Source organism: Soehngenia saccharolytica DSM 12858 (genome assembly GCF_059568515.1).
Map to the genome: position 1 here is coordinate 18,228 of NZ_JCANTN010000009.1, position 23,209 is coordinate 41,436.

Sequence of the window (23,209 nt, forward strand, 5' to 3'; positions counted from 1 at the left end):
CTACATATATCACTCTAAAGGGCAAAAATAGCAAGTCATATGTGCAAAATATATGGGAGAATACTTGTAGATTTACACCCCTTCGTTTTGTGTATAGTACACGATGCCCATCAGCACATAAACCACATTGGGAAGTGCCACGCCGTTGCCCCACATCTTATACTCCGCCGAATCAGAGTGAGGGTTCTGTAGCCACTTGAATATCTGCTTCCGTGTTTTCGGTTTGCTTGATGTTCCCACAATCTTACGATGTGTTTCAAAGATTTCTGCCCACCGTGCGAGTTCCTCTTCAGAAGGAAGTTTCTCACCAAGGTCAGCGCACCACCAATCCGGAAATCCCTGGAGCCTTGCACATTCCGTAGGTGTCAGCCTACGCACAATGTATTCCAGATCCGCATCGGTATCGTTGACAAGCGGAGGGTCTTTGTAATCCGTAGCTACTAAAGTATTGGCGAGTTCCTCTTCCGCAGAAGTGAAGAACGATGCCTTGCTGCTTGAGTAGGTGGGAACGGCAACCGCATCGGGCCCCGTGGCTTTCAGTGTGGAATTGACACCCTCATCACTGATACCCATATTCCTTGCGAAGTTCTGACCGCAGTTATAACTTTCACGGTCAATGGCATAGACAACGGCGTGGCGGTCTACGGTGTTCAAGGTGTACATGACATCACTTTCGGCATAACCGTTACCGTGGTGGGAAGGACGAGAGCCGTTGCCCTCCACAATGGCAATGCCGCCCTGATTGCAGGCAGGGTTTCCACCGTTGCCGTCAAGGGTTCGTGAAGTATCCGCTTTATAAAATCCGCTGTTGGGATTTGCAGACTTCATTGCATTACTGTCCTTGGAGCAGACACCGAAAGCGGTCGGCTCTACCACAAACGGCTGATTGTTTCCGCCTGTGCCGTAGGTTGCCGCCACGGTCTGTGCCACATCAAGGGGACCCACATATCGGGTATCCTGCGAGTGATTTTCATATACGGTTGCAGGAACGACTCCTGCTCGTAGCGTTGGAGATTTTTCCGCCTCATAACCGATGCCACGGCTGTCGGCAGAGTGTTCCGTACAAAATCCCGCAGACTCCATAACACAAGGCGGATGATGCGCCTCGGCACGAAGGGTACAGGTCACATCATCAGTGACATCCATACGGTTGCCGCCCTGGTCATTTAGGACGATGCCTGTCGCAGGAGTGCTTTCTTCAGAAGTTCCGGCAGTTCCTTTCCACGGGCATCGGCTCGTTTCAAGATTCCTAAACAGGCCTTCTGACTCAAATAATATTTTTCCGGCACACCCACCATTAAAATCTGCGACAAGATAGATACGTCTTCTTCTTTGGGGAACTCCCCAAAACTGCGCGTCAACGCATCTCCAGGCGATACTGAAACCGTCTCCCAGGATTTCTCCTGCACCTGTCCATTTTCCTTTTGGAGGACAAGAGACAGCATAGTCACCTTTGACGAACGCGACTGCTTCGAGGACGGCTCTGAAATCTTCTCCTGCGTTTGAGGAGAAGGCGCCGGGGACGTTTTCCCACACGATGTATCTTGGATACTCACCATTGGTTTTACACCTCATTTCTTTTACGATTCGGATTGCTTCGTAGAACAGGCAGGAGCGTTCTCCGTCAAGACCACTGCGTTTTCCCGCCACACTCATATCCTGGCAGGGACTGCCGAATGTGATGATGTCCACGGGGTCAACCTCGGCACCGTTGATAGTTGAAATATCACCCAGGTGCTTCATCTGAGGGATACGCCTGCTTGTTACACGAATAGGAAAAGGCTCAACTTCCGATGCCCACAAAGGGGTAATACCGGAAATCAAGCCTCCCAAAGGAAATCCCCCGGAACCGTCAAAAAGACTGCCGAGGGTCATAGGTTTCTTATTCATCTGCACCAACCTCCTTCACAAGGTCGGCATACGGTATCTGCACACCGTTACGGATAACAAAGACAGCGTCTGCATCACCCGTATCTTCCACATATCTGCGGAGGATAACCGATGCGTACTTTTCATCCAGTTCCATCGTATGGCAGATACGGTTGGTTCTCTCGCAAGCCATCAGCGTTGAACCGCTGCCGCCGAAGGTATCCACCACAATGGAATTCTCACGGCTGGAATTGCCGATGGGATATGCCAGAAGGTCGAGCGGCTTGGAAGTCGGATGGTTTTTATTTTTCTTCGGCTTATCGAAGTTCCAAATGGTGGTCTGACTTCTGCCTGCGCTCTTGCTCCAGTAATGTTTGCCGTTCTGAAGGAAACCATAAAGCACAGGTTCGTGCTGCCACTGATAATCACTTCTTCCAAGCACCAGGGAATTTTTCACCCAAATGCAACAGCCGGAAAGGTGAAAGCCTGCATCGATAAATGCCTTACGGAAATTCAAGCCTTCCGTGTCGGCATGGAACACATAAGCGGCACCGCCTTTTTCCAGGTGGGCAGCCATGTTCTGAAATGCCGAAAGCAGAAATTCATAAAACTTCTCGCTTGCCATCTTATCGTTTTTAATGGACAGACCATCGGAACTTTCAAAGGCGACGTTATACGGAGGGTCAGTCAGTACAAGGTTGGCTTTCTTACCGTCCATCAGCGTTGCCACATCATCGGGGTTTGTAGCATCACCGCACATCAGTCTGTGTCTGCCTACCGTCCACACATCGCCACGCTCCACAAAGGCTGCCTTTTCCAAAGCATCGTTCAAATCAAAATCGTCCTCTTTTACATCGGATTTATCATCTCCGGCAAAGAGGTCTGCGATTTCATCATCGTCAAAGCCTGCCAGACCGATATCAAAATCCATGCCCTGCAAGGACTCGATTTCGATTTTCAGCATTTCCTCATCCCAGCCTGCATCAAGCGCCATACGGTTGTCGGCAAGGATGTAGGCTTTCTTCTGTGCCTCGGTAAGGTAGTCCACAAAAACACAAGGCACCTCATCGATGCCTTCTTCCTTGGCAGCCATCACACGCCCGTGTCCGGCAATGATACCGTAATCCTTATCAATAATGACAGGATTGATAAAGCCGAACTCACGGAGCGAAGAACGGAGCTTCATAATCTGCTCCGGAGAATGGGTGCGGGCGTTATTTACATACGGCACTAATTTTGTAATGGAAACAAGTTCCATCTGCGTTGTTGTTCTTCCCATAGCACCCTCCTTAATACAGACCCCATTCAGCAAACTTCTCAAAGCCACCGAGTTTCTGAATGAACTCTCTTGCAATGGCTACGATTTCCGCATAAGGCTTGTCATCAATGGTGTCATCTCCAATGGCACAGCAAAGCTGCACAGGCTGTTTGGTTTTCTGTGCTTTCAGGAACGCATACACATTTACAGACACATCCGCCTTACTGAGGTCCTTGCCGTGCAGACCGCCGCCTATAACGGAATCAGCCATATCAGAACCGAGTTTACGGTTGGTCGCACCCGTGTCTACATTCGTGCCGCCGGTCCAGTCACCAAGAGGATTGATTTCCGCACCGGGGTAAAGCATCTTCAAATCCGCTGTTTCTACATTGCTCTGACAGATGATCAGGCGAACACCGTCCATAATGTACTTTCCGTCATAAGGACATCTGCCGTAAATGTCACGGGCAATGTGGGAAAGTTCCTCTTGCTCCTGTGTCAGAGGCATCCCCTTAAAGATGCCGTTATCCCCACAACGCACACCGTCTTTTTGATTATCCGACAGGTGCTTATCCTGGGGAACGATAACGATGTCCGTATCCATCACACCTGCGATGCGGTGCACGGCATTTATAATTTCTGCTTTATCCAAATCCGCTGTGGTTTCAATAATGGCATGGCACACACCATGACCGATTAAAACCTCCACTGCGATTTTCGGATTATCTTCTTTTGCATAAGCCAGATCCACAATGGCTCCTGCAATTCTATCTGCCACCTTGTCCGGATGGCTCGGATTTACTTTTTCAATCATGATTAGAACCCCTTTCGTTGGTGCAATAGTCGTTCCAGGTCATCATTCGGATTGGTACCGGAAAAATCCACGGAACAGTTTTCTTTTACGATTTGCATGATGTTGTCCCACTGCCTTGAGGCCTGGTTCATATAGTTGATGCCGATATTGATAAACGGGGAGGTGACAGGTTTTCCGGTTGTGGGATGCTTTGATAAGAATCCAAGTTCATTCGTCATCTCCTCGCACTGCAGCCATCTCGCCACACACATAGCGTAACGCTCAATGGTCTGTGGGGAAACATAACCCGCACAGCCGATGGAATTGAGCCAGTTCCATGTATCCTCATAAATCTGCTTTGCTCTCAATTCCGTTCCGTCTCGCTGCTTTGCACTGAGCAGTTCATTTGGTTTCGGCATCTGGATACCTTCCACATCGGGGATATCCAGCATCGTTAGTTTGCGACCGCCGGGGTTGCCGTTCTGCACCTTTTCCAGATTGGACTTTGGCTTACGACCTGCACCCGGACGTTTTCCGCCACGGCCGCCTGTGTTATTCGATTTTGTTGGCACATTTCTCACCGCCTTTCTGTCTGCGGGCCTTATTACCCTTTTGAATACGCAATTTTTTCACACGAAACCCCCCGCCCGTTGCACGAAACATATCCACTAGAGATTTTGACCCCCCTACCGTCTTGCCCACCGCTCTCCTTCGCGGGCAGTGATCGAAGAGTGACATCTTTTACACAGGCTCATAAGGTTGCTGTCTGCATTGGTTCCGCCTTTAGACAAAGGGATGATATGGTGCACCTCTTCGGCCGGAGTGAGACTTCCGTACTTTTGACACTCCTCACAAAGCGGATGCTCTGAGATATATCTGTCTCTGATGCGTCTCCATCTCCGGTCATAGCGTTTTCTTGTTTGGGGATCTCGTTCATATTTGTTGTAATAAGCATCAACTTGCTTTTGATGCTTATCGCAGTACCTTCCGTCCGTCAGCTCAGGACAGCCGGGAAAGGAGCAAGGCCTTTTTGGCTTTCTTGGCATCTGGCCACCTCCTTTACGGGTATAAAAAAAGCCCTCACAGGTTCATCCCATGAAGGCTTATCCATAATTTTTCACAATACCATTATATTTGGATTTATAATGAATTTCATCTCATAAAAATCTCATCTGGAATATTGAACAACACATTTGCTATTTGACCATGGCATCTTACCGTTATAATACTTATCGGAGATATACCGCTGCATATCGGGTGGTAAAGCTGCAAGCAAAAGATAAGCCTTTTTTCTATCTTCCTCTAACTCTTGGGTGCTTTTATAGAAGGAACATTTATCTTGCAAGCACTTGTGTACAGTCAGGATATTGCAGCCGTTCCTTCCGTTACTGCCAAAGCATTTATTAACCATCTTTCCTCCCTCCTGTTTTATGGCATAAGAAAAAGCCCCGAGGGGCTTATGCGTTTTAATGTCATTTTTCCACGATATCATTATATATGGGATACCTGTGTTTTACATCTCATAAAAATCTCACATAAAAGGAATGTAAAAATATCAGTTTATTTGTTCAAAGATAGCTTTCGAGTATACTTCTATATCTCCAGGAGTGAGCATGTTGAATTTTTCTTTCACAGCGACAAAATATTCCCCGATCAATTCTTTGGGTATTACACGATTAGAATGCGCATCCACCGGCAAACCGTCTCTGGTATACCGCCATGGTTTCTCCAGATGCGTAAACTTTTCTAGTATTTTTCCACTATAGCAGCAGAAGTTCTTAATAACGCTATCCAATATCGCTTTTTCAGCAGTTGTAAAAACTGATTCATCGAAAGCTTCAACGCTCTCAATTGGGTCAAACCGATAAGATGAATACCTGTTATATACATCTCTGTAAACCGGTCCATGAACCCATGCCTCACAGTCTTCTTCAAAAAGAAACCGTCCTTCAAAAGCGTAATAAAAGCCCTGGACATAATATAGCGCCTTTTGTAAAGCTAAAGGAGTTATGTCCTCGCACTTATAAAGCAGATATTGGATAATTGAGTCCAGCTTTGAACCCGTTTTGTTTTCTTCCCCAAGCAGTTCCTGTACCTTCCGCTTACTTTTTTCATATGCCTGCAGAGATTTTAAATTGTCCTTATTTTTCTCCAGCAATTCTTTATAATATGCTGGATCATCATAAATCTTTTGAAGAATATCCGAATACTGTTTTGTAGGCATATCACCTTCACAATATCTCGAAAAAGTCATTTCTCCCCAACCTAAAAGCAATGATAGGGGACGTTTGCCAATATTGTATTTCTGAGGTATTTCTAATATCTTTTCCAGCGAAATAATGCCGTTTTTTTGACGGTACGTGTCATACAAACCCTTTAGATTTTCGTCTTCTATATCCGCTACATAGACTTCGCTCCCACATTCCGTACAAACAGCCTTCTTTCCAGTATACTCATATTCTTCGCCTTTAAGTTTACCCTTAATTGTTGCTGTTTCTACTATATATTCGACATCTCTTCTGCATTCCTCGCAAAATGTCTTATTCCTATTCATAAGGCGGCCTCCTTTCAAACTCTCTAATTTTCTGATTGATCATCGGAAAAGATAATCAATCGGCTTGTTTCGCTTATGAAACGATATAACAACCACTCGTTTTCCACTTTCACTATCAATTAGATTAAATTTCGTATATATATCAACTATCTCCTCAATGCCATCAAAGTTAAATAACGTAACCTGGGGACAAAATACATATAAAACCTCATGTTCAAATCCTACTTTCGTATTTTGCAATGAATGGCAAAAATCTTCTGTTTTTATTTTCAGTAAAATCTCCTTTTGCCTTCTGCTGTTTAGATTATATTCATTTATAAAATCTATGTTTTCTTGCCTATTCTCATTTTTTGATATAATGAATCTGCCCTCTCTAATACAGTCATGTATCATTGCCAAAATCTCATTAATCTGTTCCCAGGTATAATTCTGATTATAGTGCTGATTCATTGCATCACCTCTTTTGTGATACAATGATACTATATTATATGCCTTTTGTCAAGATTTATGCATCAATTAGTGCATTTTTTATTTTGTTGATTTTTACATTAAGATATGTATACTAAAGATAACAGTTCCTACGAGCTTATATTAGGCGCAATACAGTAGGCCATTAAAAATACCCACTTAGGTAGTTCGTTCTATCTAAGTGGGTTCCTATTTAACATGCAGCTAATGTTATCTTAAACTACTTCCCGTATAAAAGCAGTGCCAGATGATTAAGTGCCTTGTCCTTCCTACGGTACACCTGTGCTCTTTCAAGAAACAGCTTCTCTCCGATGTTTGCTACAGCTTCTGTCTTGCTCACATCATTAACAAAAAATTCTGTCAGTATAAACTGTTCTTCCTCCGACAAGGCGTCCCAAGCAGGCTTGAACCATTCCATATATTCCAATGCCCGTCTATAACGTTCTTTCAACACATCAATCTCGTCAAGGCAAGCAGCAAGGCGTTCTTCGCCGCTTTTGGGATTGTGTTTGCCCGGAACTCCGGTAATCTTTGCACTATGAGGGCTTGTCATACGGGTTTCAATTTCATATATATCCTCATCACTGTGTTCGATAATGTACTGCATGCTGCTGTAATCTTTCAAAGCTTCAACAGCAGCCGCTTTTTTATCTAAATACTGCCATGCAATCAGCATATCGCACCTCCAAAAAATCAAGATAAAAAACCTTGATCTTTGAAGCAGTATGCCTTTTTTCGTTGCTTTGCAGTGCTTGTTTCCTTGTTCGTTATGTCTTCGTTCTTTATAGAAGGCCATGCTTTTCCAGAATAACCTTCACCTCATCTACCGAATGGACAACCGCTGCCACTCCTCCTGCATTGAGGATTTTCCTTATAGTTGCTTCCTGCAGTTTTGTTGTCTTTCCCGATGGGGTTTTTATTTCAAAAGCTATAAACCGTCCATTTACACAGGCAATAATGTCTGGTATCCCCGCTGTCCCGTACATACCACCATGTTCCTTCCAACAGAAACACCCCGGTACTGTCTTTAAGTACCGCAGTACTTTAGTCACAATACTTCTTTCAGACATAACCGCTCATCCTCCAAAAATGTTACCTTTTTCCCTCTTATAACCTCGTAACGTCCAAAAAAGGCATCTCATAAATCAGCTTCCCAAGCGCTTTTCAGGATTTTGTTACCTTGTTACCTCTTTTTGGGGTAGGTGTATACACAAATATTTTTATTTTTATATTTTTTAGTCTTAAAAAAGCAATGGTACTTTCGCGCGTATATATAATGTTGAGGTAACAAAGGTAACATCGGTAACAAGTGGCTATTCATCAGCGTTTCTGGCGTTACCTTTTTGTTACCTTGTTACCTTTTTCAATACTAAAGAGGCTCAATATCTGTGATTTCAAAGCCGCTCACATCGCATCGCTCTTTCAGTATTGAGAAATCAAGAGCCCACGCTTTTTTTGTTTCATTCCCGAAACGCATCGTTTTATTGCTCTCTATAAAAAAGTCACTTTGCCTCAATTGCTTCAAAAACTGGTTATATGGAAGACATTCACCAGTGATTGCATAATCGCGTCTGTACTTGGTATAGCGGTCATATACATCACAGAAACGAATCCCGATAACCTTGCCATCTTTATCAAAAGTGTAGTCTTGATTCGGAGCCAGTTTCATCCGGGCCATGATTTCCAGGGTCTGTTCTACAATGGTCTTGTTATTGCTGCCGCCATCCAGCAAGTACTCCTGCACACCGTTTTGAAGATATCGAATACATGTCACTTTATTAATGGGAAACACTTCAGACCATGTAACATTAAGGAACTCACATAGTTTGTTTACTAGGATCAGTCCGGCATAGCAACAGGCGAGATTATTGACGATACGAGATGGAAACTCATCAGATATCTCTGACTTTGCTTCCTCATACCACTTCTCTGCCTCACCAACCGATACTCTGAGTGCTATATCCAGCAGGCTCCGACCGAAGCTGCCAAGCAGATCCGCTTTTGCACACAGCTTATAAAATGCTTGTCTATGGCTGGCTGGTTTTAAGTCCTTCTTGCTGAATAGCAATTCTATGCTCCGTTCTCTGATGGCCGCTTCATCCGGCGATTCCTCACCAGCTACAATAATAGGCGCCAACAGTTCATAAGTAACAGCACTTTGATCCGCCCTACCGCGGACACCTTCATGGCCGTCATATGCATCTCGAAGATGGTTGTATAAGGCATTTAGCCTTAACTTATCTATCTTTGAAGGCTTGAACTCATCCATTAACTGTGGTATCAGATTCGATGATGCAGATTCCTTCATCAGCGTAAATGCAGTAACCTGTGTAGCCGCGCGGATTTTACTGCATGAAAATACCGGCAGAATAACCCGCTCCAATGTATTACTTTTTCCGCTGCCTTGTTCTCCGACAAGCAATAAATGAGGAAACTTGATGCCTGATTTTTTAAGATGCGGTTTAATAAAGCATCCGGCCACCCAGGCCATTACTGATACCGTTTTTATGGGTTCGTTATAGCTGAGGAGCCATTCACCAAGCATAATAAGCTGTTCCTTTGTCAATGGCTCAAAGGTTAGGATATCGGTTGTTATGCTTTTATACTTATCAAGCTGCACGATATCTTCAATCATGTTGCCTCCGGCTTCAATGGCACCATCCGTTGAAACATATACCATCCGCCCGCCATGCTCATAAATTCCAAGAGCCTTGACCCCTGTTTTCCGTATCCACTCCATTTCGGATATATAACCTTTCAGCAGTTCCAAATCTCCTTCTGAACCAAAATAGCCTAAGGATATCGTCCGGCGGTTCAAGATATTTTTAAATTTTTGGATATTATTGAAGTCGGTAGTCATAAATGTCTGGCGGTATATTTCATCACGAATTGTAATAAGATCAGCAGTCATCTGCGTTTCATCTTCCGATACAATCATCTCCACCGGTTGAATGATAAAATTTGTTATAGGATACACACTTTCGCCTCTGGTGCGGTAATACCTGCCCTCATGTTCAAAGATAACTGACTCGCTTTCGCGGCTGTATACGTTCTCTGTAACTTCAATGGCCTTATCCAGTGTCTCCTGCCCATATGTTGCTCCACTTGCATGATGTACCGTATCCCACTTTTCCCGGAATAACCCGGAATTTCTAAACAGCCTGTCCATCTGCTCTTTGTTTTTGCCTGACCAGAAAGCTAGCATACAGCAAAGGGCAAGGTCGGCTTCGGACTGGCTCGGATACCCTGCTTCCTGCCATTTTCCTTCCCATAGCAGATTAAATTCCTTATGGTTTTCGGCTGTCCGGGCTTTCTCCAGAATTTCTTCGTCTGTAAGCGGCTCTAGCTTAACCACCTTACTGTCTTTCTTGCTTTTTCCTCTCCGCTTTTTACTTTTGATATAATTCTCATGTATCCAGGCCAGTGCCCCGTTATCTTCAGCAATGTAATCAGGAGTCCCTGGCAGTCGTTCGCCAGTCATTGTGAAGTATCTGCTGTGGGCATACATTTCAACGCCGGTTTTAGTGTTTTTATTGCCCTTGGCAGGCATCTCCCCTTTATAGAAAATATGAAGCCCAGTTCCTGAAGGGCTGATTTCCGTATAGGACGGAAACCGCTCAAGGATATCCTTAGCGGTATCGCTTAATTCCCCAGTGTTTTTGTCGCGGCAGTGATCTATGTCTATCCCCACTAAACCTCCGCTTTTTGCGAATACAAAACCTAATCCGGTATAGAGGTATTGTTCTTTTGCCGCAATCGCATCGTCAAGCGTCGACCAGTCGTTTGGGTTAGTGCTTGAGGCTTTTCTACCAGTTAAGGGATTATAAGGGATTTTACTGTCTCTTCCGTCCTTTGTGTTTGGTTCCAGACGCCAGCAGATCCATTGCTTCCGGTTTGCCAATTCTTTAGGGAATGAGATGCTCATTTACACCGCACCTCCTCGCATCGTTCATTAAAATACCGGATCGGAATGCTGCGCTGCTTTGCCTTTTCAATCTCAATGGACATCCCTTTAGTAATTTTTCTGCCAAATACCCACACTTCTGAGCACTTTGACATCAATACCATGCCAAAGTACGAGCCCAGATTTCGCATTTGTTCATCATCGTCGTCCATAAACTGCGGAAACAAGAGGTGCGGAGCAATAGGTATGCAATTCCTGCTCACTGCAAAGCGGCAGTACCCCTGAGCCTTACGGATATTACGTTCTATATCACCAGCATATGGGCTGCAGATAAATACCATCGGTCTGTAAGGCGCTTTCCTGGCCTCTCGCTCAATCCTAAGCAGTGCTTCATAAGGTGTGGGGTCGTAATATCCTTCCGCGTTAAACTTGCTGATACTCATGGTATTACCCCCTGCCTATGCGCTTTTTTGTTCACGTTCGATTACAGGCAATATACCTTTCTTGTTTTTAAGAAGGTCATAGATAAATAGCCTTCCTTTTTGTGTCCAATATGTGTGCATTACGCTTCTTTCTGCATCAATAGCGTGGGTCTTGGACTGCGTGTATCCTTGATCGGCGTACTCCTGATATAAAAGCCAGCAGTTTCCCATTTTGTACTGTACTCCAAGCTCATGAAGCAGCTTATTGAAAGCGCGGCCAGACATTCCGTAATCCTTAGCAATCTTGCTGATCGGCACAAGGCTCTTATTTTGCAATATGAGATCATAATAGCTCGCTTTGGGCTTCAACTCACTGATAATCTGTTTATTCTTTGCATTTTCTATTTCTAAAGCTTTCCGCCTGTCGCGTTCTGCCTTTAGTTCAGAGAAAATCCTGATGCCATACTCCGGATTAGAAATCATCTCTTCGATAACTTTATCTGTAGCATAAACTCCATATTTTCTGATCGTGGGCAGCACTTCATCAAAGACCCATCTTTCAAAGCGTTCAGCAGCAGGAAGCTTTGATTTAACTATCAACCGGAACAAATCACCTTCGGGAATATAATTAATGTTGATAGTTCTTTCAGGACTTTGCGGATGAGGTACCTCACGTTTTGTTAGGTACTTACAATGATCTATTACTGCCTTATGTGGGTTACTATATCCCAGCATCCTCGCACAATCTGTCGCAGGGAAGTATTCCTTTCCATCAATAACGAGTACTTTAAGTTCTCCAAATTCTGTATTCTTAAAAACCTGTAAGTTATTCATAACATCAATCCTCCATTTCTTTCATTTCTCCAAAATTTCTGCCTATCGAGGCTTCTGCCACAATAGGTACATCAAATTCTGGGAAGGGTTGTGTTTCCATACACTTTTTTATAAAGGCAACTGCTTCATCCACCTTGTCTTCCGGTAATTCAAAAACCAGCTCGTCATGTATCTGCAGTATAGGTTTCAGCCAAAGCCTCTCGGGAAGTCCACTGATGATGCGCCCACAGGCAAGCTTTAGAATATCTGCCGCTGTACCTTGAATAGGTGTATTTAATGCGCACCGCTCGGCAAAGGACTTCTTGCCCCAATCTGATGACCGAATTCCCAGCAGGTATCTTCGCCTGCCCAGCCATGTTTCTGTATAGCAGCTTACAGCAGCTCGCTTTTTAACCTCATCCTGCCATTTGGCAAGACCGGGGTATCCGGATTTCAAGTTTTGAATGATGGTCTCACATTCGGACAAAGTTGGGTTCAGCCCAGCTTTAAATTTAAGTGTTCTCTGTAAGCCAGTAGGAAACAGGCCATAGAACACACCGAAATTGCAGTTTTTTGCAATGGTCCTACGCTCTTTATAATGTGGAGCATTTTTGTCTGCTGCCTCCTCAAAAGGAATGCGGTAAATAACAGAAGTGGTCTGAGCATGGATATCACCGCCAGTACGATAGGTTTCCAGCATACATTTGTCCCTGCAATAAAATGCTCCGACGCGCAGTTCTATCTGCGAGAAGTCAAGGGATAAAATAGCCTTTCCTTCCGGTGCAATGATAAATTTCCGTACGCCTATTGGGTCATTGTCTTTCTGCGGACAATTCTGCATATTCGGGTTTCTTGACGCAAATCTGCCTGTCTCTGTCCCCAATGGCATAAGTTCCGGATGAATCCTGCCGGTATCCTCATCAATAAATCGAAGATACCCGTCTATATAGGTGGATTTGAGTTTTCCCCACTTGCGGTATTCCTGCACCAGTTCAAATAAGCGAGCAAGTTCAGGCCTGTTGGATTCACACCATTCTTTTAATAGGATCATGGTTTCATCATCGGCAGCTTCCTGATGTTTTGCGGTCGTTTTCATTACCGGAAGACCGAGATCCACAAAAAGATATTTTTTAAATGCTGAAGTTGAAGCATTTGCCCCAATCTCTACATTGCCGATAATTCCGGCAATCTCTTTTCTGATACTGACAATCTTTTCTGCGGCTTCCGCTTGTTTCTTCAGCATGGCTGACTTATCCACCAATATGCCGTTATACTTCATTATCCCGACATATACTGATGTAGGCGATTCTACCTCTTCCACAATAGTTCTGTGTTTGGATAAAAATCTATCAAACCACTGATTGAAAACATGATACAAGCGAAGAGTGTAGTCGCTGTCAGCACAAGCGTAGCGGACAGTCTTCTCATCCTGAGGGTTCAATTCATCGAAAAACCGACCTTCAGTAACCGTTGAGAATTCTGTCATTTCTGCTTTGCAGAGTGCAGGTGCAAGCGTTTTTAATCCGCTGTCAGCAAGACTTCTGAACTCCCACTTGCTTTTTAATGTAAGTTGTGATGCTGCAATCGTGTCATAGCAAGGCTTTTGAAGGACGATACCTCTTGCGTAAAGGAACATAGACTCAAAAGCCAGATTATGAGCAACTTTTATTACATCTTTTGATTCGAATAGTAATTTCAGATAATCCCATATTGCCGCCTGGTTCTCTGCATTTTGCCCGCTGCGATGTTTAAGTGGAACATATATAGCAGTCCCTTCTGATACTGAAAAACTGATTCCTGTAATATCTGCTTTATGAGCATCCAGAGCTGCACTTTTATCGTTCCTCCATTTATCGCGGGGTGACGTTTCAAAGTCGAAAGCAAATAGGACAGTGTTTTTCAGATACTCTTGTATTTCAGACAGCATATAAACACATTTGTATCCCATGCGGTTCTCCTTTCCGCCCTATCGGAGATAGAAAGTTCCTCCGATAGGGCCTTTGATCACTTAAGCGGCTCAGTAATTTCACCTGATTCAGGGTCTACGGTTATTACGTCTTCACTGACAGGTTCAGTATCATGGCCTACGCGGGTACTGAATGCTTTGACCTGTTCGGAAAGCTTGGCTATCAGTGCATATTCGTCAGCGGTCAGATCCCGATCTACTGCAAACTGAGCTTGGGAATAGGTGATACCGCTTGAATTGGTCGCCTTTTTCAATGAAAAGCGGGTAACTACGCTGTTCGACTTTTTACCTTTAGAAAGCAGCCTTTTGATGTAGCGGGAAAACTCTTTCAACGATCCAGTAGGCAAAGAAAGTATTAACGGGAAAATCTCCCCTTCACGCAGTACATATATCCTGCGGCGGTTCTTGCAAGCTTTGCTGCCGTTTTCCCCCGAACCGAACTGATTATATGGGCATTTGGCACAGCTTCCTCCGGGGTCTCCTTCGCCAGTTATACCATCAAAGCTTCCGCAATCCGGCGGGTTACTGCCTCCGGTATGCCTGTAGCAACTACCTTAATGGGCTTAGGCGGTTTTCCTTCAACCCACCCCTTGTATACAGGATTGGTTGGAATGCATGGTACAAAAACTTCAAACCTTGCGGTTTCCAATTGTGACTTATTTATTGCTGTCGGCGCAAGGTTTAGTGATAGGGTAATAAGCGATGTAAAAAGATTTGCACCCAATGCAAAGATCATGCATATTGACATTGACCCGGCCGAAATAGGAAAAAATATTACTGTCCAGTATCCGATGGTTGGGAATATTAAAAAAATACTGCACAAACTAAATCAGATGATTGATGAAAACTAAAGAAAAGAATGGATTGAACAAATTCAACTTTGGAAAGAGCAGTATCCGCTCTCCTATGATAAAAATTCATCATTAAAACCCCAGTTTATCATAGAAAAAATATATGAGCTTACAGAAGGAAAGTCCCTTATTACAACGGAAGTAGGTCAAAACCAATTGTGGGCTGCCCAATATTATAAATACACCGGACCCAGGACCTTTATATCCTCAGGCGGGCTAGGAACCATGGGTTATGGCCTCGGAGCATGCATTGGAGCACAAATTGGCAGACCGGATAAAAAGGTATTTAATATTGCAGGGGACGGAAGTTTCCGCATGAACTGTAATGAACTTGCTACAGCTGTTGAATACAAATTACCTATTGTAGTGGTAATATTAAATAATCACGTACTTGGAATGGTAAGGCAGTGGCAGGATCTCTTTTACGGCAGCCGTTTTTCATGCACTACCATCGATAGGGGAACCGATTTTGTAAAGCTTGCGGAAGCCTATGGCGCGAAAGGAATACATGTTACCAGCAATTATGAAGTGGAGGATGCAATAAAAGAAGCACTGGCGTCATCTGGTCCGGTAGTAATAAATTGCGAAATAGACAGGGATGAAAAGGTATTTCCAATTGTACCACCCGGTGCACCCATTGTGGAAAGCATTGTTGAATAAAATAATAGTCAAATTAAATAAACCATAAGGGGCAGACACAGTTGTCCGTCCCTTATTTTTTATGCATTTTAACGAGGTAGGTAGGACATAGCCATATATTTTTTTTGGCGCACAAAAGAATTCAAAAGGTTGCAATCTCTTATAAATAAAAGTATAATATCATTAGGTAATTAAATAAATTTTTAAAATAAAAAAACACAAGATTTAAGTAAAGGATGGTGATGTTAATGGATACGGATCCTTATCCGAACCAAAGCAGTATGTATAGAAGTTTTTGCAAACAATATACATACGAGATGTATAAAAAAATTCAAAAGGGTTTGGCAGAGGAAGAGTATTTTTTGACATTGCCAGAAATAATTTACTTTAATACCGTATAGTGGTGGGTTAGGTTGTCAAAAAGCTACTCTTTCTCGTCATGCACAAGTTAAATGCACTTTAAATGATGTAGTCAATAGATCCACGAACTGCAATTTAAAACAGACTAAGAGAATGGGGGTAGCAGAATGCTATGTGTATACAAGACGATAGATGGAAAGATTCAAGAAATGGACAGGATTGAAGAGGGTTGCTGGATTAATCTAGTATCTCCGACTGAAAGTGAGATTGATAGCGTAGTGCAAGCACTTAATGTAGATCCCGGCTTTTTGAGAGCTGCGTTGGATGATGAAGAGGCATCGCGAATTGAATCGGAGGATAACCAAACACTTATTATTATCGATATTCCATTAGCGCAACAAGATGAGGATACAATTTACTTTTCCACCATACCCTTAGGTATAGTTATTACTGATAAAAATATAGTTACCATATGTTTGAAGGAAAATTCCATAATTAATGAATTTTCAAATGGTATTGTAAAGTCCGTTTATACGAATATGAAGACGAGATTTGTCCTGCAGATATTCTTTAGAGTTGCAACCCGGTTTTTACAGTATCTTAAGCAAATAGATAGAATAAGTAACGAAGTGGAGAATCAGCTTCATAAATCTATGAAGAATAAGGAGCTAATCCAACTGCTTGGACTAGAAAAAAGCTTGGTTTACTTCTCCACATCCTTAAAAGCTAATGAAATTACAATGGAAAAGATTCTAAGAGGTAGAACTATTAAGCTTTACGAAGAAGATCAGGACTTGTTGGAAGATGTAATTATTGAGAACAAGCAGGCTATCGAGATGTCTAATATATATAGCAGTATATTAAGCGGTATAATGGATGCCTATGCATCTATAATCTCAAATAATTTAAATATAGTAATGAAGTTTTTAACATCCGTAACGATTGTACTGTCTTTGCCAACGATGGTAGCGAGTTTTTATGGTATGAATGTTGAGCTGCCGTTTCAGCATTCGCCCCATGCCTTTTTGTTTACCATATCGTTGTCCCTTGTATTGGTATGTACAGCTACATTCATTTTGGTAAAAAGAAAAATGTTTTGAAAATAATTGACTTTTTAGGAGATTTGACGTATACTATTGATTAAGTTAGTTTAAGATGAGTTGAGTAATTGTATAAGCTGAGATGAGTTTAGATGAGATGAGCCTATAACCGAGTTTTTTGAAATAACAGCGGTAGGGTTTTTCGTCCTACCGCTTTTTGTATTTTGGCTCTTTGTCAATAGTTGGGGTGGGATTTTTTGCAATCCCGCTCCATTACTATTTTTAGCCCTAATTTTGTGTTATGAATGAGATGGATAGAGATATACGTGTTTTAGGGTGCACTTAATAAACCTAGCTAAAATGTAGGCTTTTTACAGGTATTCACTTTTAAGATGTTTACCTAGTACAGTGAAGAATCCTATTGCGAAATCTATAAAAGTTTTTAAGTCCAAAAGATATTCGCTTTAACACCTTGATCTTATTGTTGAAACCTTCAGTTGGGCCGTTAGTATAACCATATTTAAAAGCATTTTTAATTTCTTTATGCCATCTTCTATATGTATCTGCACACTTCTCAAACTCTGGTATTCCAGAGCTTTCTGCATTTTGAATCCACTTAGCTAATTCCATACATTGGTAGGAATATTTATCGCTTTGGCAGATTTCATAAAACCATTCTTTAAGTTTATGGGCAATACGTAAGTCATCATTATATAAAAGCATTAAATCAACAGCTTCTTTATTCTCATCCTTAAGTTTGTGATAGCGGGTTAAAATCAGTTTTCTACTCCGTTTATAGTATTTTCTAAGAGTAGTAGTCATAGATTTCTGTATGCGTTTTCTCACATTTTCAATAGCCCAAGTTACATGCCTAATAAAGTGGTATTTATCAATAATAATTATGGCTTTAGGGAAAAATACTTTAGCTAAATCAACGTAAGGTTGCCACATATCACATACAAAGAATTTAACCTTATTTCTTTCCTCACGAGAAAATCGCTTGAAATAACTCACAAGATCACTTTGACATCTATCAGGAATAATATCTAAAACTTTGTTCTTTTCGCCATCAACAAGAATACATTGATACTTTCCAGTCTCTGCATTACCCTTAAATTCATCAATACAGAGAACCTTAGGTAGTGTAGGAATACCATAATTAATATGATTAAAAATACGAATAACAGTAGAAACAGAAACATTAGCAGATTTAGCCACAGAAGTTAGACTAGTTAGCTTAGTAAGCTCTTGGCAAACAAAAAATGCTAATCGATTAGTCATGCGTTGATAACGAGGCAGAAAGTTATATGACTCATAAAACCTCTTTCCACAAGAGCAAACATACCTTCTTTTGCGAAGTACAAGGTAGGTATGCTTAAACTGTAAAGGTAAATCCTTAATTGTTTGTTCTCTATAATCATGAATTCTAGAGGTTTTAGAGCCACAAGCAGGACAAGTATGTTTTCGTGGCTCTGTTGTAATATAGATCTTAACAAAAGAATCACCATGTGATATTTTAGTTACTTTAATCCCTTTTAAATTTAATAATTGTGTGATAAAATTAGATTGCACTTGTGAATAAACCTCCTTTTTATGTTTGTTTGAGCAATTAACATTTTAGCAGGTTTATTTCACGAGTGCATTTTATTTTTAGGGAAAAATAAATGTTGGAGTACATTTTTTTATACACCCCAACATTTATTATAGATCCTTTTTACATTCGCCTAAAGTTAATGGGTATGAGCAACTACAGATATTTATTGAGCCGAAAGGTACCCACCTTGTCAAAAATGATAGTTGGAAAGAAGATTTTTTATTGCAACTTGAGTCAAATGCGATTCCTATAGTTAAATTTGCAGACGACAATAATTACAGGATTTGGGGATTCCATTTCTTTAACAGGGATTTAAGACGTAAAGAGTTTGATGAAGATATGAACCGACTTTTATAATATATCGCATTGATATAAGTTATTGATAAGTTTTTATTTGATTTACATCCATCCTGTATCCTCAACCCCCTATAAAAAAGGGGGTTATCTAATCTGGTAACTCAACTATTAATTTTCAGGGTGGTTGATATGTTCCCGCAAACAATAAAAATAAGGGTTTCCTGACATTGCCACATCCAGCAGATCGGCCTCGAGAAAAACTAAATGTCTGGAAACCCTTTATTTACAAGCTTTTCAGTTTTTTATTTCTCAACCTTTGACATCAATGTGACGCACTCCACATGTGATAGTTAGACTAAATAAAACGGCAATATTGATGTCACATTCATCTTTTTAAACACCCTTAAAGCTTGTGAAATAGCCATTTCTTTAATATTCCTATATAAGCCATTACTATTTATAGCTTAAACTTTTGCAATGAGGTTGTGTTAATAATATTGATGTCATCTCAAATCTATATACTTATAACCCTAGGACGCTTTTTCCAGTCACTCAACTCTACAGTCCAATACCCTGCCCATTCTCGCATTTCTTTATATTCTGGGGAGTTAGGATTCATTATAATTTCATAAAAGTCAATAAATCCTGGCACCCCTCCAACATCCTCTGGTGGCGTTTGACCACTTGCCTCTAACAAATATGGTGATTCCTTATCGTACTCATCTATTACATTTATAAGCTGAATTTCATGCTTCCAGTTGTCTCCCATATCATAGGTATAGATTATATATTTCTTCTCAGACAAAAATTCTGATAGGGTGTGATTTTCCATCAAAATTGCTTCTTTATCATACTCTAAATTCTCCTCAAAAGGGACAATTCTGGTAATCATCTTATTCTTGTCTTTATCAATAACAGTAAAGTCATATAGATGATAGTTCTTCCAGTCAAACACTGACTGTAGCACCTTATGTAATTGTTTAAATTGTATATCTGCTGGTACAATAATTTTCCTTACCGCCTTGTATATGTCCAAATCAAGTGTGACAAGTAATTCAAAGGCACGATATTTGTAGGCTTGCTTTCCAGTAACCTCACAAAGTGCATTAATCATTGCCTTGTAAGGATAGAATCCCTCTTTATTAGTACCAGAACAATTGACAATCATTCGGTTTGCAGCAATACCTATTGTATCACTAAACATTTTTTCAATCCCATTATATTCATTTGCTACATAAAAAGCACATTCTGTTCCTGCTTTTGTTACCCATGATGCAGCCTGTCTGCTACTATTTTGGACGAATTCCACCTCACCTGACAGTCGCATATATTCTGCCACAAGCTCTGGATTTAAATTCATGGAAAGAAGTGTGTTTGAAATAGCTGTCTTCATCATTTCCCCTACATTTTTCAGTGAATTTCGCTTAACTTGATAAATAGCAACAGTAAAACGTGTTGCATTGTTCACTAAAACAAGCATATCTTCTGTTCTACGATTATCCCAAACTTTAGTCCAATTTGCTGTCCAGGAAAATAAAGGGTTTATGTCCTCATAAATAGGTGGTGGATTTATTCCCATAGCAGTCGCCAGTTTTTTAGTTAGTGCAATTTGCATATTTTCTCCTCACTTTCATCCAATTCAAATCTATGCACTCAAATCACTAGTTAAGTGCATGATAAGATTAAATTTTATCTTCTTTCTTTGTACTATAACGAGTTCCTTTTCTTTTAATTTTCCCTTCAATAACTTCTACATTGCTTCTGCGTCTCATCTCTTCTTGTACCTGCTCAAATTTTTCAAGTTCTATTATTGGTTCATGAGCGTTCTCCAGTAAATATTTTTCTTGTTCACCATGATTTATTTGCTGTTTATTATTAGGGAATACTCTTGTATAAGTTTTTCCTAAAATTACATTTCCTATATATTTTTCATTTGTAAGTATCGTTTGAATAGCACGTTTAGACCACTTATCTTTACCCTTTGAGGATTTGATATTTTTATACTCTAACTCTTTTATAATTAAGCCTATACTGTATCCTCTTAAATATAAGTCAAAGATTTTTCTTACAACCTCTGCTTGACCTTCATCAATTACCAGTTCTCCCTTTTCGTTATGTTTATAGCCATAACACTTTCTAGAATACAGCTTAGATTTTCCTGATTCAAATCCACGCTTTAACCCCCATTTGATAGCCTCACTTGTTGATTCGCTCTCTGCTTGTGCAATTGCAGTTAATGCAGCTACAAGTACATCATTGTCAACTTCACTGGTTCTAATATTTTCTTTATCAAATATCATTTCAATTCCCATGCTTCTTAACTTATTTACTGTTTCAAGTAAATCTACTGTATTTCTAGCTAGGCGGCTAATAGACTTAACTAAAACAATGTCAATTAAATTTTCATAGCAATCAAATATCATACTCTGAAATCCTGAACGAAATGTATTTCCTCCTGAATCTTTATCTATGTAAACTTTAAATAAACTCCACTTAGGATTGTTTTTTACAATCTGCTTTAATCCTTCTATTTGTGCTTCTAGACTTTCTTCTTGAGAATCATGATTTGTACTAACCCTACAGTATATTGCTACCCTTTTATTTGGCTCTATTTTAGCTGGAATGTACATTACTTTGGGATTTAAACTCTTATTCATCATAACAAAACCTCACTATTAAGTTTAGACTACTTATCTTTAATTATTCCCAGCTAAATGATAAGTAGTCTAAAAAATAATTATTTTATCCATAATTTTCAAACATCTATCTCGCCTACTCGTAAAAGCCACATCTATTCTGACTTCTCAACCTCTACGATATCTATCTTGCCTACTACACTATACAAATATTATAATCATTAAAATATTTCTCTGCAAAACAAAAATAAGGATTCCAAGATTAGAGACACATAAAAATAAATTTTATGATGCTATTCAAATCTCAGAAATCCTTTATTTATCAGTGCTTTACACACTTTTATATTTATTTTTTTGTTATCAATACGACCGTCTCAACATGTCCCGTTCTAGGGAACATATCCACACATTTTGCCTTTACTAATCTATATCCATTTTCATTGAATATTTTAATATCTCTTACAAGAGTTACTGGATTGCATGATATATATAGAAATTCTTCAGGTTTATATTCTATAATCTTTCCAATTGCTTTAGGGTGAATTCCATCTCTTGGTGGATCTAATACTACCAAGTCCGGTTTTACATCTATATCTTCTATTTTTTCTAATACATCTCCTGCTATAAATTCAACATTAGTGAAATTATTTAGCTTAGCATTTTCAATAGCCATTTTTACAGCTTCTTCAACAATCTCAATGCCAATGACTTTCTTTGCTTTTTTTGCCATTATTTGTGCTATTGTTCCAGTCCCTGAGTATAAGTCGAATATAGTCTTTCCCTCGATATTTTCGACGAAATTCAAAGCTGTTTCGTAAAGTTTTTCAGCTCCAAATGTATTTGTTTGAAAGAAAGAAAATGGGGATATTTTAAAATTAAGTCCCATAATATTTTCTGTTATATAGTCTCTCCCATATAATATCTCTATTTTATCAGCTTTTACTACGTCTGCTAATCCATCATTTATCGTATAAATTATACCTACTATATTGCCTGACAATTTTATTGACTGCAATAGTCTTACAAAATCTTCTTTGTTAAAATCCATAGTGCTTGTAGTGACTAGATTTACTAATATTTCACCTGTTGAGAGTGCTTTTCTTATAACTAAATGTCTTAAAAAACCACTGTGTGTTCTAGTATTATAGTAGGGGAAATTCAAATTTAAGAAATATTTTCTCACATTGTCTCTTATAATTGTAAAATCTTTATCGACAATATTACAATAATCTGTATTTACAACTTCAAATATTCTCCCTTTTATATGAAGTCCTAAAGAAAGAGATGTACCTTTTCCTTCATCCCCAAAAGTATATTCCATCTTATTTCTATACTCGGTTAATCTTGGAGATGGTATAATCTCAAATCCATCTAATTCAATGTTTTCTTTTTCAAATAAAGCTCTGATTTGCCTATTCTTTAATTCTAATTCATCTTCATAAGTAAGACTTTGATATGTACAGCCCCCACATAAGTCCTTATGAGGACAGCCTTCTATTTTTTCTAAATGCGATTTCTCAACTACTTCTAATATCCTAGCTTCGTCATGATCTTTTCTTCTTCTAGTTATCTTAGCTCTAACCTTTTGCCCTTCTATTCCACCTTTTAACTTTACTGTTTTTCCTTCATATTCTCCGATTGATACATTCGGATAGAGTACCTTTTGAATTTTTATTTCAACGATCTTATCTTTTCTTCCCATAATACCCTCCTAAAAATATAAAAGAAGCTTAATTAAGCTTCCT

At 40.3% G+C, this 23,209-nt stretch carries 22 protein-coding genes; 4 read left to right on the top strand and 18 right to left on the bottom strand.

The genetic code is table 11. The features are described from left to right. Window positions 1-72 precede the first annotated feature (72 nt). The 14 genes from BO51_RS03915 to BO51_RS03980 all read right to left on the bottom strand — a co-directional run bounded on the left by BO51_RS03915 (window position 73) and on the right by BO51_RS03980 (window position 14,379). Complete coding sequence (locus BO51_RS03915) at window positions 73-1,890, bottom strand: DNA cytosine methyltransferase (RefSeq protein WP_496484176.1); 1,818 nt, start codon at window positions 1,888-1,890, stop codon at window positions 73-75. Further along, window positions 1,883-3,148: a site-specific DNA-methyltransferase gene (locus tag BO51_RS03920; protein WP_496484178.1), complete on the bottom strand. Its 1,266-nt coding sequence runs from the start codon at window positions 3,146-3,148 to the stop codon at window positions 1,883-1,885. The genes BO51_RS03915 and BO51_RS03920 overlap by 8 nt, the downstream gene beginning before the upstream one ends. A gap of 10 nt (window positions 3,149-3,158) precedes the next feature. Beyond that, entirely contained in the window at window positions 3,159-3,941 is a 783-nt protein-coding gene (locus BO51_RS03925; protein WP_496484180.1) for an S-adenosylmethionine synthetase N-terminal domain-containing protein, read from the bottom strand. A gap of 2 nt (window positions 3,942-3,943) precedes the next feature. Continuing rightward, window positions 3,944-4,492: a hypothetical protein gene (locus BO51_RS03930; protein ID WP_044036329.1), complete on the bottom strand. Its 549-nt coding sequence runs from the start codon at window positions 4,490-4,492 to the stop codon at window positions 3,944-3,946. Between the two features lie 114 nt (window positions 4,493-4,606). Further along, entirely contained in the window at window positions 4,607-4,966 is a 360-nt protein-coding gene (locus BO51_RS03935) for an HNH endonuclease (RefSeq protein WP_303264149.1), read from the bottom strand. 509 nt (window positions 4,967-5,475) lie between these two features. After that, window positions 5,476-6,474 carry a type II TA system antitoxin MqsA family protein gene (locus tag BO51_RS03940; protein ID WP_496484182.1) on the bottom strand — a complete coding sequence of 333 codons (999 nt, stop codon included), beginning with the start codon at window positions 6,472-6,474 and terminating at the stop codon, window positions 5,476-5,478. A 39-nt stretch (window positions 6,475-6,513) separates the two neighbouring features. After that, window positions 6,514-6,924 (bottom strand): hypothetical protein, encoded by a 411-nt coding sequence (locus BO51_RS03945; protein WP_014256601.1) that lies wholly within the window; start codon window positions 6,922-6,924, stop codon window positions 6,514-6,516. Window positions 6,925-7,162: 238 nt separating this feature from the next. After that, window positions 7,163-7,618, bottom strand: coding sequence for a hypothetical protein (locus BO51_RS03950; protein ID WP_433436374.1), 456 nt, complete (start codon window positions 7,616-7,618; stop codon window positions 7,163-7,165). A gap of 106 nt (window positions 7,619-7,724) precedes the next feature. Beyond that, the gene (locus BO51_RS03955) at window positions 7,725-8,012 is read right to left on the bottom strand and encodes a VRR-NUC domain-containing protein (protein WP_003515992.1); all 288 of its coding nucleotides are present in this window, start codon (window positions 8,010-8,012) and stop codon (window positions 7,725-7,727) included. A gap of 299 nt (window positions 8,013-8,311) precedes the next feature. Next, window positions 8,312-10,867 carry a phage NrS-1 polymerase family protein gene (locus BO51_RS03960; protein WP_496484186.1) on the bottom strand — a complete coding sequence of 852 codons (2,556 nt, stop codon included), beginning with the start codon at window positions 10,865-10,867 and terminating at the stop codon, window positions 8,312-8,314. Next, complete coding sequence (locus BO51_RS03965) at window positions 10,864-11,289, bottom strand: DUF7768 domain-containing protein (protein WP_496484188.1); 426 nt, start codon at window positions 11,287-11,289, stop codon at window positions 10,864-10,866. The genes BO51_RS03960 and BO51_RS03965 overlap by 4 nt, the downstream gene beginning before the upstream one ends. Before the next feature lie 15 nt (window positions 11,290-11,304). Next, a complete protein-coding gene (locus tag BO51_RS03970; RefSeq protein WP_398503367.1) occupies window positions 11,305-12,102 on the bottom strand; it encodes a phage antirepressor in 798 nt (265 codons plus the stop codon). A 4-nt stretch (window positions 12,103-12,106) separates the two neighbouring features. Beyond that, window positions 12,107-14,029 (bottom strand): bifunctional 3'-5' exonuclease/DNA polymerase, encoded by a 1,923-nt coding sequence (locus BO51_RS03975; protein ID WP_496484190.1) that lies wholly within the window; start codon window positions 14,027-14,029, stop codon window positions 12,107-12,109. Between the two features lie 56 nt (window positions 14,030-14,085). Then, a complete protein-coding gene (locus BO51_RS03980) occupies window positions 14,086-14,379 on the bottom strand; it encodes a hypothetical protein (RefSeq protein ID WP_496484192.1) in 294 nt (97 codons plus the stop codon). Window positions 14,380-14,559: 180 nt separating this feature from the next. Between BO51_RS03980 and BO51_RS03985 the strand changes: the two genes are divergently transcribed. From BO51_RS03985 to BO51_RS03995, 3 genes are all read left to right on the top strand, one after another. Beyond that, window positions 14,560-14,898, top strand: coding sequence for a hypothetical protein (locus BO51_RS03985; protein ID WP_496484230.1), 339 nt, complete (start codon window positions 14,560-14,562; stop codon window positions 14,896-14,898). A gap of 129 nt (window positions 14,899-15,027) precedes the next feature. After that, window positions 15,028-15,558, top strand: coding sequence for a thiamine pyrophosphate-dependent enzyme (locus tag BO51_RS03990; RefSeq protein ID WP_496484232.1), 531 nt, complete (start codon window positions 15,028-15,030; stop codon window positions 15,556-15,558). 506 nt (window positions 15,559-16,064) lie between these two features. Beyond that, the gene (locus BO51_RS03995) at window positions 16,065-16,997 is read left to right on the top strand and encodes a magnesium transporter CorA family protein (RefSeq protein ID WP_496484194.1); all 933 of its coding nucleotides are present in this window, start codon (window positions 16,065-16,067) and stop codon (window positions 16,995-16,997) included. A 336-nt stretch (window positions 16,998-17,333) separates the two neighbouring features. On the opposite strand, the gene BO51_RS04000 is transcribed toward BO51_RS03995, so the two are convergent. Beyond that, window positions 17,334-18,509 carry an ISL3 family transposase gene (locus BO51_RS04000; RefSeq protein WP_496484196.1) on the bottom strand — a complete coding sequence of 392 codons (1,176 nt, stop codon included), beginning with the start codon at window positions 18,507-18,509 and terminating at the stop codon, window positions 17,334-17,336. A gap of 124 nt (window positions 18,510-18,633) precedes the next feature. Here BO51_RS04000 and BO51_RS04005 point away from each other — a divergent pair, with 124 nt between their 5' ends. Further along, window positions 18,634-18,888, top strand: coding sequence for an HI_1054 family type III restriction endonuclease (locus BO51_RS04005; RefSeq protein ID WP_496484233.1), 255 nt, complete (start codon window positions 18,634-18,636; stop codon window positions 18,886-18,888). A gap of 454 nt (window positions 18,889-19,342) precedes the next feature. On the opposite strand, the gene BO51_RS04010 is transcribed toward BO51_RS04005, so the two are convergent. The 3 genes from BO51_RS04010 to rlmD all read right to left on the bottom strand — a co-directional run bounded on the left by BO51_RS04010 (window position 19,343) and on the right by rlmD (window position 23,166). Beyond that, window positions 19,343-20,443, bottom strand: coding sequence for a plasmid pRiA4b ORF-3 family protein (locus BO51_RS04010; protein ID WP_484081288.1), 1,101 nt, complete (start codon window positions 20,441-20,443; stop codon window positions 19,343-19,345). A 67-nt stretch (window positions 20,444-20,510) separates the two neighbouring features. Then, entirely contained in the window at window positions 20,511-21,488 is a 978-nt protein-coding gene (locus BO51_RS04015) for a recombinase family protein (protein WP_496484198.1), read from the bottom strand. A gap of 322 nt (window positions 21,489-21,810) precedes the next feature. Continuing rightward, on the bottom strand, window positions 21,811-23,166 hold the full coding sequence (rlmD, locus tag BO51_RS04020; RefSeq protein ID WP_496484200.1) for a 23S rRNA (uracil(1939)-C(5))-methyltransferase RlmD: 1,356 nt from the start codon (window positions 23,164-23,166) through the stop codon (window positions 21,811-21,813). Between the last annotated feature and the right edge of the window lie 43 nt (window positions 23,167-23,209).